The organism is Shewanella decolorationis S12 (assembly GCF_000485795.1).
GTDB classification, from domain to species: domain Bacteria; phylum Pseudomonadota; class Gammaproteobacteria; order Enterobacterales; family Shewanellaceae; genus Shewanella; species Shewanella decolorationis.
Window position 1 is genome coordinate 775,955 of record NZ_AXZL01000076.1, and the last position, 13,959, is coordinate 789,913.

The 13,959-nt window shown below is 48.4% G+C and carries 9 protein-coding genes; 4 read left to right on the forward strand and 5 right to left on the reverse strand.

From position 1 onward, the window contains the following. Window positions 1-74: 74 nt before the first annotated feature. Window positions 75-833 (reverse strand): hypothetical protein, encoded by a 759-nt coding sequence (locus SHD_RS20410; RefSeq protein WP_023268867.1) that lies wholly within the window; start codon window positions 831-833, stop codon window positions 75-77. A 158-nt stretch (window positions 834-991) separates the two neighbouring features. Between SHD_RS20410 and ubiD the strand changes: the two genes are divergently transcribed. Together ubiD and fre are read left to right on the forward strand one after the other, a co-directional pair. Then, window positions 992-2,473 carry a 4-hydroxy-3-polyprenylbenzoate decarboxylase gene (gene ubiD, locus SHD_RS20415; RefSeq protein ID WP_023268868.1) on the forward strand — a complete coding sequence of 494 codons (1,482 nt, stop codon included), beginning with the start codon at window positions 992-994 and terminating at the stop codon, window positions 2,471-2,473. Between the two features lie 102 nt (window positions 2,474-2,575). After that, on the forward strand, window positions 2,576-3,274 hold the full coding sequence (gene fre / locus SHD_RS20420) for an NAD(P)H-flavin reductase (protein ID WP_023268869.1): 699 nt from the start codon (window positions 2,576-2,578) through the stop codon (window positions 3,272-3,274). A 463-nt stretch (window positions 3,275-3,737) separates the two neighbouring features. Here the strand turns inward: fre and SHD_RS20425 are convergent, their stop codons facing one another. Next, window positions 3,738-4,130, reverse strand: a complete 393-nt coding sequence (locus SHD_RS20425) for an SMI1/KNR4 family protein (RefSeq protein ID WP_039978826.1) — start codon at window positions 4,128-4,130, stop codon at window positions 3,738-3,740. A 506-nt stretch (window positions 4,131-4,636) separates the two neighbouring features. Here SHD_RS20425 and SHD_RS20430 point away from each other — a divergent pair. Further along, window positions 4,637-6,544, forward strand: a complete 1,908-nt coding sequence (locus SHD_RS20430; protein WP_023268871.1) for a hypothetical protein — start codon at window positions 4,637-4,639, stop codon at window positions 6,542-6,544. Between the two features lie 417 nt (window positions 6,545-6,961). Here SHD_RS20430 and SHD_RS20440 read toward each other — a convergent pair whose 3' ends face one another. Continuing rightward, a complete protein-coding gene (locus tag SHD_RS20440; protein WP_039978831.1) occupies window positions 6,962-7,588 on the reverse strand; it encodes a flavin reductase family protein in 627 nt (208 codons plus the stop codon). A gap of 184 nt (window positions 7,589-7,772) precedes the next feature. Here SHD_RS20440 and SHD_RS20445 point away from each other — a divergent pair, with 184 nt between their 5' ends. Next, window positions 7,773-10,166, forward strand: a complete 2,394-nt coding sequence (locus SHD_RS20445) for a fatty acid cis/trans isomerase (protein WP_023268873.1) — start codon at window positions 7,773-7,775, stop codon at window positions 10,164-10,166. A 46-nt stretch (window positions 10,167-10,212) separates the two neighbouring features. Here the strand turns inward: SHD_RS20445 and SHD_RS20450 are convergent, their stop codons facing one another. Further along, complete coding sequence (locus tag SHD_RS20450; protein WP_023268874.1) at window positions 10,213-12,345, reverse strand: M13 family metallopeptidase; 2,133 nt, start codon at window positions 12,343-12,345, stop codon at window positions 10,213-10,215. A gap of 231 nt (window positions 12,346-12,576) precedes the next feature. After that, a complete protein-coding gene (locus SHD_RS20455) occupies window positions 12,577-13,860 on the reverse strand; it encodes a winged helix-turn-helix domain-containing protein (RefSeq protein WP_039978835.1) in 1,284 nt (427 codons plus the stop codon). Window positions 13,861-13,959 lie beyond the last annotated feature (99 nt).

Consider the following 13,959-nt stretch of genomic DNA (forward strand, 5'->3'; position numbering starts at 1 on the left):
AAAACGACAACTGGCTAAGAAAAAAATAGGAGCCCACTTGGGGCTCCAGTTATAGAAGCGTTGATAAAAATGGATTACTTAACTAACTGTTCTTGATAGGTTTGACTATTCCAATCGAAGGCATAAAGCGTGCCTTGCCACTCATATAAGGTACGGCCATCCTGCTGCACTATTCTGGCATTGCTCGGCAGACTCGACACACTACGTGCCGGCCGTGCACGGGGAACATTGGCAATTTGCTCCGCTGAGACGGTTGATGCGCTCGCCGTCGATGCACCAGTCTGTGATATCACAGTCGCGCTATTTGGCATATTCGACACCATACGGCCTTCGCTGGGCGAATATTGCATACTGGTGGTAACACGCACAGGCGCAGAAATAGCCACTGGCGTATCATCATAGGCCATAGGAATCGACAAACCTATGCCCGAATAGGGGGAGTTCCAATAGCGCGAGCTATTCCAACGCCAGTCATCATTCCATATCCCATCATTCCAGCCATAGCCAAGGTTCCAGCCCGTCGCTAAACCAACCCCTAAACCCAATCCCCAAGGATAATAAGGGCGGTAATAGGGACGATAGTGGCGGTGGCTATCCCCATGTTTATGGTGATTATTGTAGTGATTGTCGTGGCGACCATGACTCTCGCTATGGCGATCATTACCACGATCGCGCGCCGCCGCCAGATTCGGCACGGCTAAGGTGCAAATCAATAAGGCACCCAGTAAAGACAAGGCAAAGCCTGTTTTATGCCAAAGCTCAGCCGGCTTAGGTAAGCAAACTGATTGAAGTTGAAGATTTTTATCTTTAACAAGGCATGGAGAGAGTGTCATATAAACCTCGAAATACCGGGCACGGGTCAAATAAACATCGACCTAGGACAAGCATTTTACGCTTCCAAAGCTTGAAGATCACTGAATAGGTTAACCCTAAAACAGAAAAATGCTATAGTGCGCGCCACACGGATTTCCACTGCAGAGGCTATTTCCACATGAGTTTTAAGGATTTACGCAGCTTTATCGATCATCTGGAAGCCAATGGCGAACTCAAACGCATTAGCTACCCCGTTGATCCTCATTTAGAAATGACAGAGATCGCCGATCGCGTTCTACGCGCCAAAGGCCCTGCACTCCTATTCGAAAATCCAACCAATCATTCAATGCCAGTGCTGGCCAACCTCTTTGGTACCCCCAAACGTGTCGCTATGGCGCTGGGCAAAGACGACCCGTTAGCACTGCGCGATGTGGGTGAGCTGCTGGCGTTTTTAAAAGAACCTGAGCCACCACGCGGCTTTAAAGACGCGATTTCAAAAATCCCCATGTTCAAGCAAGCCTTGAATATGCCGCCTAAGACAGTGCGTAATCCCGCCTGCCAACAAGTGGTTAAAACCGGTGATGAGGTCGATTTAACTCAGTTGCCAATTCAGCATTGCTGGCCGGGCGATGTCGCGCCGCTGGTCACTTGGGGCTTAACCATTACTAAAGGGCCGCGTAAGAGTCGCCAAAACCTTGGGATCTACCGTCAGCAGTTACTCGGCAAGAATAAACTCATTATGCGCTGGCTATCCCACCGTGGTGGCGCGCTTGATTTTGCCGATTTTAAAGAGCAATTCCCCGGCGAGCGTTACCCAGTGGTGGTTGCCTTAGGCTCTGATCCTGTGACCATTTTAGGCGCAGTCACCCCAGTGCCCGATGCCATGAGCGAATACGCCTTCGCAGGATTACTGCGCGGTGAGCGCACCGAAGTCTGCAAAGCTTTAAGCTGTGATTTAGAAGTGCCCGCCAGCAGCGAGATCATCCTCGAAGGCTATATCGACCCCGACGAAATGGCCGAAGAAGGTCCCTACGGCGACCACACGGGTTACTACAATGAGACGGATAAATTCCCCGTCTTTACCGTGACCCATATTACCCACCGTAAGGATCCGATTTACCACAGCACCTATACTGGCCGTCCACCGGATGAACCCGCCATGTTAGGTGTGGCACTCAACGAAGTGTTTGTGCCGATTCTTCGCAAGCAATATCCTGAAATTATTGATTTTTACCTGCCTCCTGAAGGTTGCTCCTATCGGATGGCGGTGATCTCGATTCGCAAACAATACCCCGGCCATGCGAAACGGGTGATGATGGGCGCTTGGTCCTTCCTGCGCCAATTTATGTACACCAAGTTTATTGTGGTGGTCGACGACGATGTCAATTGTCGCGACTGGAACGATGTGATTTGGGCCATAACCACACGTATGGACCCTAAACGCGATACCGTGATGATCGATAACACCCCTATCGATTACCTCGACTTTGCCTCTCCCGTGGCGGGCCTCGGCTCCAAAATGGGTCTCGATGCCACTAATAAGTGGGAAGGCGAAACCAACCGCGAATGGGGCACACCGATTGTGATGGATCCTAAGGTCAAGCAAAAGATCGACTCAATCTGGGATGAGTTAGGCATAGACGACAGCCCAACCCTATAATTCAGCTTAAGCACGACGTACCCACTTAAGCCAAAAGAATTGGCCGCGAATGGCCCTAATGCGACACCTCTAACAAGATAAAAAAGGTGCAAAGGAAGTTTGATGAAAACCATACGTTGTAAGATAGAGAAAGTAACCCCCTTTAATGACGCCGTGTATCAGGTGTGGTTAAAGCCCGATACCCCCTTGGAGTTTCAAGCGGGACAATACCTGTGTGTTGTGATGGGTGAAAAAGATAAACGTCCCTTCTCTATCGCGTCCGCCCCTAATGCCGAAGTGATTGAGCTTCATATTGGTGCGGCCGTCAGCGAAAGCTATCCAATGCAAGTGGTTGAAAGATTGCGTAATAGCACGCATATCGATATCGAAGCGCCAGGTGGCGACGCTCATCTACGCCATGAGAGTATTCGCCCTCGCCTGTTAATCGCCGGTGGCACAGGCTTCTCTTACATTAAGAGTATTGTCGAGCAACAAATCGCCCTTGGCCAACAGGTCGAAACCACTCTCTACTGGGGTTGCCGAACCCAAGATGCCATGTACTACGAAAGCATCGCCCGCCAATGGCACGACGCCCACCCTTGGTTACACTTTGTGCCCGTGGTGGAAGAAGCCCCAGCCAACTGGCAAGGTAAAACCGCCAATCTACTCGCCCAAATCAAGCAAGATTTTATTAGCCTCAATGGCTATGACATCTATATCGCAGGTCGTTTCGATATGGTCGGCGCCGCCCGCGAAATCTTCCGCGAAATGGGTGTCGATGAAGCCCATCTCTACGGCGATGCCTTCGCATTTATCAAATAACGCGTTGATTTGTAGCTTGGCTGATTAACCTTTGCCAACCTAGACTCAAACAATAAACCCCAGTTTTCACTGGGGTTTTGTTTTATACGTCATGCCGTATTTCACATTTTGTGGATACACCCACTCAGTAAATCTGCTTATCCAAAGGTTATTTTTGCTTAAGCAAAAGATTAAAGTCGTGGGTCTTCAACCCACACCCGACCAAGAGGGGATCAACAGCAATCCCCTCTTGGATCTCCCTTGCCGCCCCTAGCGAAGTTACATGCATTAGAGACTGGCCTTGGTCTTATGGATAAATTGCTATCGCTTCCGATGGTACATCCTGTACCCCGAAAGCTAGCCGGTCATCCCTGACCGGACTCACGTAATTTATTCCAACGCCCCGCGGCAACTTCGCAGGGGATCTGTGTTATCTGTAGCTAACGTGTTAAAAATTTAAATTTAATCATGCTGTTATTAGTATTTACAGCTTTTCAATTCCATTAAATGAAGCGGCTAATTGTTGGAGCTCACCAGTTTCATGCAGCCACAAATACACAGAGTCCAAAATCCGGCCTGATTCTTTGATAAAAACCATTTGGTCACCTAATCCATTGCCCGCAATCGCGACCGCATTATCGGGGAAATGGCCAAATCCTTTGCACGACTCAGTTTCATAAAGGATATGATTACAAGTGCGGGAAATTCGTTTTCTATCTGAAGTATCTTTAATCGGGTACAACTCCCAATCATATTCTGCCGTAGCAGCCTCGCCGCCATTATCTAATTTCATTGCTTCACGGTACTCACGAGGCAGTATCGCCCCCAAGTCTTGTTCCGTTAGCGCCAACTGTTCTTCCGATAATTCAAAAGGCACCTGTATCTCCTTAGCTATCTCACTATCCTGAAATCGATCTCTCAAGTAAAAACAATAACCTAATGCAAGGGATTTGGCTTTCATTAAAATCAAAGTCAACGTCGTGGGTTTTCAACCCCTGATTTTTAATCAAGAGTCGGCCAAGACGTCCTAGCAAAGTGATGTGCATGAGTTAGTGGCTTAGCGCTTATTCGAAAAGCGTGTTGCCTGCCCTATCTTTTGCAGCGGCAACTCAGAGGAGATTAGTGCCCACAGTAACCTTTATTTGCTCTCAATCATGGAACCTTTAAGAGTGAAAAAGCGGCCATAGTCGGACGGTCACTTCCATGCCAGCGTTTAATCTTTCCATCCCTGACGAAATCTTAATTCTATTTTTTACAACCACACATCAAATGATATTAACCATAGCTGACTAAATAAAATGTCATGTTACTACTCACTCCAGTGATATTATCCCCTTATAAAACATCATTATAATTCTATGCTCGTTTAAGGATTGAAACAAAATGAAGAAGTACCTTGTTGCTTTACTCGCCTGTATTGCCGCGCTATTTTGGTTTACCCAAAAAAACTCTAACAGCTCATCGCATTCCAATGACATGATAAAAACAGCCCAGACCTCAACCTCATCATCCGTAACACTTGAGAAAGACTTCGCCCACAAAAAACTGAAGGCTCCTAACAACTACTATAATTGTCAGCAGCTTATCGCATCAGAAAAAGAAACACGTAGAAATTGGGCTAAAAAGCAAGAGTGGGATCAATGGTTAGACAAGGGGTATTCTATCGATGATATTACGTTGGCTATAGATCACTTTTTAAATTCTAATTTCGCGGCTAGTTGGCGGGCAAAGCAGCTCAAAAAAAACTCAAAACTTAATCAGCAGAATCAAAGTTTAGCCGAACAAGTAAAGGCCTTAGTACCGGATCTACCCTCGTTTGTACGAATCGAGAGAAGCATACCTCAATCTCAAATAGAAAATATTGCCACGCTCAATCAAGCTGACGCACTCGCACTCATTAAAGAAACGAAGCTCAGCATCGATGATGTTGACTGGTTGCTAAAACAAGATTCACTTAGCCAGCAATTATTACTGCAAGCAATTGAAAAAATTGATAATACTGATGAGCTTATAGGGTTCGGAATCCAAGAGAATGAAACTCTACACCTTATCGATACCGCAGCCTACTATGGCAGAGATCAAATCGTAACCACTCTGCTAGAAAAGAACAGTGTTCTCAGTGATGATGCATACCTAGGCACAACCATGGATTATGCCCTAGCTCGTCTGGATTACTATTTCCAAATAAATACCCCATTAGAAGATGACTTAATTGTACGCCAAGTCAAAATAATTAAAGCGCTTCAGGGACTAAATAGCACTGCCAACTTTAGCATTCAGTCAGATCAAAAAGCTGTAGGTTTCTTTCCTCGCCATATTTACAGCTTCGATTCACAACAAATGACAAATTTACAGCAAATGTATGGCCTCACGCTCACCGATATAGCCCCTAAAAAAGTATTAACTTTTAATCCTAACTCCCCTTTATTAAAAGAACTTAACGCTAATTTTGCACAACTAGATGCAAACAGTGCTACACCTGAAGCAGTTGCAGATTGCCAGTCATTCGTTCACAAAATAGATTCTCAATGGCAGCCACGTAGTCTTTCTTACTTTAGCGATAAACTAACCAAAGAGGGCAAGGAAGTCACAGCCACCAATCTCCATCAAATTGATCCAGCATTAGCTGATTGCTTTAACTACCAACAAAGGCAACCTCTCTCCAGACGGCAAAGTGGCGATAACAACTTAGACAGCGCTATATATAGGCTTGCGGCTCAGAATAAAATTAATGAAGCCATTAAAATGGTCGAAAACGCGCAGTTAGAAGAGGATGTAAATCGTGAATTTTTCTATCAACTATTAGGTTATAGCCCAGAGTATTTCACGGAGTTACAACTCAGCAAATTACGTCAAGAAACACTCGACTACGATACCTTGTATCGCATGGCTAATACTAAAACAATTTCCCTTATGACCGAAGGTTTGGATATCGACAAACTAGATCATTCGGGTACAAGTTGGCTCGACATTGCGATAATGAAGCGCGATCTTCCACTGCTCAATTATTTGGTTAATCAACATATTAGCTACCCATATAGGGAAAGCGGACGAGACCCACTGTATCTGTTATTGGAGACTAACCATTACAAGTTTAACCCTGAGCATCTATTGGATTACTTATCCTTACTAATGGTACTTGAACCTAAGATATATCCTGAGCATCAACGTTTAATGTCATTGATACGTTTGAAGTTCCCTGAGTTATACACTCAAATTATTAACCAATTCCCAACGTTAATCGCAAAGGAGGACACCCCTCTACCACCTGCTGTTTGCCTCAACTATTAAGGTTGTACAACAGATAAAAGTAAGAATGGAGACGCCCGCAATTCTTCTGATTTTTCAGGGATAACTAACAACACAAAAAATCAAGGAGTTCACCTTCCCCTTCGAAGTTGTTTAAATACGCAGATAGCTCTTAGTTGTTTGGGTGGGGCTGTAGCAACATCATGGATGATGGCGCAGGCTCAGGGGTATATGGATGTCCCATCTGAGCCGTTAGGCAATTTTTATTGGAGTATGAGACCACTAACCAATGCATGTAACTTCGCTAGAGGCGTCTTGGCTGATGTGAAAACAATAGGCAAGGAGGATAGGATGAGCAGTCCTCCTTGGTCGACTCCTTATAAAAATCAGGGGGTGAAGCCCCACGACTTTGACTTTGATTTTGAATAAAAAACTCAAACGAAGTTTGAGTACCACCACCTACACTTGTGGTCTATGTAGATCGAAACGCAGATCTTCGGAGATCCCATAGTAGGCGGATGGGCCGCCGGCGCGCAGCACGGGTTCGGCGAGGGCGGTTTGATACACACCATCATTATTAAGTAAATGCTTGGCGATATGCACGGCAACGACCTCACCTAAGACGAGCCAAGTATCAATCTTATCCCCATTGGCGGCAGTTAATTGAATACATTGAGAAAGCTTACATTCAAAGTTTACCGGGCTTTCGGCCACCAGCTCGGCTTGAACGATAGTGCCAGCCTTGGGGGTGAGTCCGGCAAAGGCAAACTCGTCCTCCCCGCGGGGCAACATGGCGGAAGTTTGATTCATTTTCTCGGCAAGGCTGCGGGTGGTGAGATTCCAGACAAATTCGCCGGTGTCGACGATATTGGCGACACTGTCCTTCCAGCCCGTACTGGCAAAGCCGATAATAGGAGGTTTGTAATTGAAACAATTGAAAAAACTATAGGGTGCGAGATTGCGTTGCCCCTGGGCACTGCGCGAGGAGATCCAGCCTATGGGTCTGGGGGCGACAATCGCATTTAAGGGGTCGTGCGATAGTCCATGTCCCTTGCTCGGCTCATAAAAATAGCGTTCAGTAGTCATCTTCTTCCCTTGTCGATTTGTGCCTAATAAAGCATAGCATCCACTAATGCTATTCATATTACCCCGTGAACAGGCCGAATAAACACCCTAAATAAACAGTAAATTCAACTTGTTCAGACTATTCTGCTAGAGTGTTGCAGATTAAGCATGGATAAGGCTCGTCAGTCGGGCAAAGGAGTGGTAAATGAATCCGATAAATGCAATCTGGAAACGTTGGTTATTGGCCCTAGTGTTAGCGGTCACTGGTTGTGCCAGCGTCGCCCAGGTGGATTTCGATAATCTTTACGGTAAAAGCTCGCCGCAAAATCGCGCAGGTAATCAGCTTAATCCTAGTGAACTCACTTCACAAACAAAGACTTACCACTCAGCAGTTGAACCTATCATCAATGGTCGCTGTGTGGTTTGCCATGCCTGTTATGATGCGCCCTGCCAACTCAAAATGACCTCCAGCGAGGGCATTGAACGGGGTGCCAATAAGGAAAAAGTCTATCAGGGCACCCGCTTGATGGCGGCAACACCGAATCGGTTATTTGTCGATGCCCATACGCCTGAAGCATGGCGCGAACGCGGTTTTTATCCCGTGCTTAATGAGCGCGCCCAACCCCCGCAGGCCAATACCCAGGCCTCAGTGCTGGCGCGGATGCTAACGCTAAAACAGGCCCATCCCCTGCCGGACACTAAACTCCTCGATAAGAGTTTCGACTTTAGCCTCGATCGGGTTCAGCAGTGCGCCAGTATTGAGGAAATGGACAAATACGAGCAATACCAGCCGCTTGCCGGTATGCCCTACGGCTTGCCTGCGCTCAATCAGCAGGAACATAAGGTATTAATACACTGGCTCGAACAGGGCGCAGTGTTGCCGACGCCAGCTGCGCTTAGCGCCGAGTTCAACGACGAAATCGCTCGCTGGGAGCAGTTTTTAAATGCCGACAGCCTCAAGGCGCAACTGAGTGCCCGCTATATTTACGAGCACTTGTTTGCCTTCCACCTGTATTTTGAGTCGTTAACCGCGCCCAATGCCCCTGCGATTTACTTTGAGTTAGTGCGCTCACGCACGCCGCCGGGCAAACCTATTGATCTTATTGCCAGCCGCCGCCCCTTCGACGATCCGCAAGTGTCGCGGGTGTATTACCGCTTTCAGCCCTATCGCGCCACAATCGTCGATAAAACCCATATTCCCTACGCCTTAAATAACACTGTGCTGCAAAACTGGCAGCAGTGGTTTATCGAAGCCAAGTACCAAGTCAGCTCGCTGCCCAGCTATAAACCGAGCGTTGCGGCCAATCCCTTCGAGGCCTTTATTCAACTGCCCGCTGGCTCGCGCTATCGCTTTATGCTCACCCGCGCCCAAGACACCATTATGGGCTTTATCAAGGGGCCAGTTTGCCGTGGTCAGGTCGCCCTCAATGTGATCAACGATAGATTTTGGGTTTACTTTGTCACCCCAGAATATATGGACGATAGCGACTTTACCGATTTCTATCAGGGCCAAATCGAGAACCTACGCATGCCCGCCGAGGAAGAAAGCACCGCCCTTGCCGTGACCTGGGTGAAATACGCCGCCAAACAGGGCGATTATATGCGAGCGAGAAATCAGTTTTTAAATCAAAAATTTAAAAATGGCCGACACCTCACTATCGATGGTTTATGGGACGGAGAAGGCAGTAATGATAATGCCAGCCTGACGGTGTTTAGGCATTTCGATAATGCCACTGTGGTCAAAGGGTTAGTGGGAGAATCCCCAAAAACGGCTTGGGTGATCGACTATGCCCTACTAGAGCGTATTCACTACCTCTTGGTCGCAGGTTTCGATGTGTATGGCAACTATGGCCACCAGCTACTCACCCGCCTGTATATGGATTTTTTACGCATGGAGGGCGAGTCTAACTTCTTGACCTTGTTACCCCAAGAGGAGCGCCGTAAGCAGTTTAAGGATTGGTATCAAGATGCGGGCACCCAGCTGACCGCCTTTATCGCGGGGGATATTAATACCTTCAATCAACCCACGGGCGTGCTCTACTACACGGACGATCTTAAGGCCGAACTCTACCAAAAACTGGCCGCTAAGGTCGGCGAGGTTCAGCCCCAACGCTATCAAATCGCACTCAGTCAGTTACAACCCAATAGCAAGGCATTGTTGCAGGCGCTAGGCAGAGTCAAAGGTACGCAAGCGACTCTTTTGCCCGAGCTGACGATGATTATGATTGAGCCTGAAAAAACGGGCAAAGCGGAAATCTTTACCTTAGTGCGTAACAGTGCCCATCGGAATATTTCGAGCCTATTCAATGAGGAAAGCAATCGCGAGCCCGCTAAGGATGATGTCACGCTAGTGCGCGGGCTTTTGGGCAGTTATCCCGAAGCCTTCTGGCATATTAAGGAGCAGGACTTAGCCAAAGTCGTAGCTAAGGTCGAAGGCATGCAAACCGAAAAAGACTACGAGGCGTTATTGGATTTGGCGGCGGTGCGCCGTACCGATCCGCGTTTCTGGGCCTTTAGTGACAAACTCAACCAAGCCTTTTTCGACAGTCATCCGATTGAAAGCGGTTGGCTGGACTACAATCGACTGCAAAATCGCTAACAAAAAAGGGAACCCTAGGGTTCCCTTTGTTTTTAGCACCTTAAACTTACCAGATCTTCACGCGGTCCTCAGGGGCTAAGTAGAGCTTGTCGCCGGGCTTCACATCGAACGCAGTATACCAAGCGTCTAAGTTACGCACGGTCAGCGCACGGTACATGCCAGGGGCATGGCCATCGGTCGCCACGCGGGCACGCAGGGCTTCGTCACGCATCTTAGTCGCCCACGTTTGCGCGAAGCCGATAAAGAAGCGTTGGTCGCCGGTAAAGCCATCGATAACCGGTGCAGGTTTACCGTTAAGCGAGGCATGGTAGGCATCGAGTGCGGCCGCTAAGCCCGCCACGTCGGCAATGTTCTCACCTAAGGTCAGCTTGCCGTTTACATGCAGATCTGGGAATGGCGCATAGGTATCAAACTGTTTCGCCAATGCCTCACCCTGCTTAGCAAACTGAGCAAAGTCCGCTGGCGTCCACCAGTTACGCATAGCGCCAGTCGAGTCGAACGCCGCACCATTGTTATCGAAGCTATGGCTGATCTCATGGCCAATCACAGCGCCAATCGCACCGTAGTTATAGGCGGCATCGGCCTTAGCATCGAAGAATGGGGGCTGCAAAATCCCCGCAGGGAAGTTAAGCGCGTTCTGCACCGGCAGGTTAACCGCGTTAACCACTTGCGGCGTCATCCACCACTCGCCCTTATCCATAGGTTTACCGATTTTGGCGAGTTGATGGGCGTATTCCACCTTTTCACCATTGATAGCATTGGCATAGGCATTGGTTGGCGATACCGCATAGGCATCGTAATTGCGCCATTTATCGGGGTAACCTACACCCACGGCGATGGTCGCGACCTTAGCTAGGGCTTCCTGCTTGGTTGAAGGGTCCATCCACTCGAGTTTTTCGACACGCTTGCCAAAGGCAGTCACGATATTGTCGACCATAGCGCTGACTTCGGCCTTGGCCGATGCCGGGAAATAATGCTCGGCATAGGCGCGGCCCACGGCATCACCTAGGTATTCATCCAAGGCACTCAATGCGCGTTTATCACGGCTGCGCTGCTCAGGGGTGCCTGACAGCTTAGTGCCGTTAAAGGCAAAAGAGGCGTTATCGATAGCCGATGGCAATACATCGGCGTGGCTGTTGATATGGTGGAACACCAACCAGTCTTTCCACGCATCCAGCGGCTCAGAGGCCACCAGCGCCGAGAGATTGGTAATAGCACTGGCGTGATAGGCGGCAAATCTGTCTTGCTTGCCAAGCTGGGCGGCATCTAAAAAGGCAGTCCAGTCGATACCTGGGGCTTTAGCGTCGAAGTCGGCACGGCTCCACACACCCGATGCCTTAGTGAAATCTTCACTGTCTTCACGGCTGGCGTGGGCGCTAGCAATTTTATGTTCGAGGGCAAAAATGCGATCGGCACGGGCCGCTGCATCACTGATACCCGCATCGGTCAGCAGTGTTTCGATATAGGCACGGTAAGCGGTGCGGATCTCGACCATTTTAGGGTCGTCCGACAGATAGTATTCGCGCTCGGGTAAACCTAAACCGCCTTGCAGAATATAAGGCAGCACTTCACCCGGCGTCGCCAGACCTTGAGTCACGAAAATACCGAAGAGGTTTTCGGTGAAAAAGTCGGTAGCATTGAGAGGGTCCACATCGGCACGCAGGTTAGCACCAAGCGCCGCCGATAAGGCTTGTTTATCCGCAATGGCTTGATAACGGGCTAAATCGGCTTCCATTGGCTTCATGCCCGCCGCATCGATTGCCGCAGTGTTAGTGTACGCCTTGTAGAAATCGGCAATGCGCGCATCATCGCTGCCAGCGGCGTGTTCGGCCTTAACTAAGTCGGCTATCAGGCTGGTTTTATGCTTTTCCGTCTCTTGGAAAGCCACTAAAAATGCGCCAGTGCTTGAACGATCGGCGGGGATCTCTGTGGTTTTCATCCACTCGCCATTGGCGTAGGTATAAAAATCATCGCCGGGTTTAACCTTGGGCGACATGGCCGCGAGGTTAATGCCGATTGGCGTGGCGGGTTGGCTGGCAGCTGGTGCTGCGCTGGTTTGTACTTTTGCAGCATTATCGCTGGCGGCAGCGGCGGTTTCCTTGGCGTTATCACCACAGGCAGTTAACCCTGTCAGTACTGTCGTCGACAGTAATATGGCTGGGATCAGGCGGTCCGACATATGAGACTCCTTCCGTTGTTATTCTTGTATTTTTGGTATTTTGGCTATTTGAATGCTTTCCAGCATGGCGAGGCAGTGTAACTGGCGATATGGTGGGATGTAAAAGAAACTCACACTTTATGATAGAAAGTTAATGCAAAGTCTTTAATACACTCTATCTCTTGGCAAGCGGATGCTTCTAGCAAAAAGCAAAACAGCCGATGGTTATCGGCTGTTTAGATGGTTTTGTGATTAAAGCTTAACTTGAGTGTACTGAGTCCACGCCAGCAACTGCCCCATTTGCGGGACGATCCAAACGGCAGTGTCCTTATTTTGATAAACCCGATAATAGAACAGATCTTCATCGCGAATATCGTGTTTGCGAATCGCACGGTAAAACTGCATGGCCGAATGGCTCACCTCATCGGGTTTAGTCAGTTCCTTTTGCGACACTTTGACATGAAATACATCCACATTCAGATCATCAATTTGCGTTTGATACTGCTCAAATTCGCCTCGGATTGTGTACTTAATTGGTGTGGTTAAACAGTCCTGGTCGGTAATGCAGGAGGTAGAGTAAAACTTACCCCGATTTTGCCCCTCGTACACCAGTGACATGCTCAGATCCGTGCGAACCAGCAACTCACCCGCTACAGGGAAGTAAATATCCGCGTGGTAGTTGTGCTCTAGCAGCTCACCCACGCCTTTATCATCAACGGGTAACACTACCCGATTGTAGCGAATACGCTCCTCCATCTTTTTACTGAGCGGAATAAATTCCGCCATGCTGAGCCCTGCGGGTTTAGCATCGATAGCAGTGATGTTGATTATGCCCTTGCCAGTACAATCCTTGGCATCGAGCGACGGGCAAGTTGAAATAGAGTAGTTTTTGCCATCCGTTGAAGCAAAGGCACTGAAATAAGGTAAGCCACTGATATGGTTACCTTCTGGTGCTAAATGTTTTTGCCACCATGAGGGATGTAAATGTTCCTCATCGTCGATATACAGCACCTGCGCCGTCCCCAAAGTACCGCCAATATTGAGGCTGATATATTTATCGGCATTCCATTTGGCGACCCGTTTAACCACGGCATGGTGATCGCTCCAGTACCAAATCAAGGTGAGGATCACCCCCAACATGATAATGCCCGCCACCTTGGTCCAGGCAGAGACGCCGACAATCGCATCGCGGATCGCATCGGCATCGTTAATCGCCAACATCTTCACATGGGACTGTTCGGACACATGCAACTGATAACCCCGGCGCGCCACTGTTTTAAGCTGCACTTCGGTATAGGGTTCTAATTTTTTGCGTAAGGTGCTGACGCACTGAGTTAACGAGGTGGGTGCGACCACGCGTTCAGGCCAGCCAACTTGCAGCAATTCTTCCTTGGTAAAAATCGCATTCGGGGAAGATAACAGCAATACGAGTACGGCGGTTTCTGAAAAAGTCAGGCCGATATGGGTTCCATGAACAAGGTCAACAAGCTCTTTGGCCTGCTCATCTAACATTAGATATGAAGTGATTTTATGCATGTTAAGCGCCCAAAACTAAGCCAAAACAATAGACTATGATTGCGCTAACAACGGGCAAACACAGTGAAACTCAGCTTCACCCGAGAGCAACCGTGATTC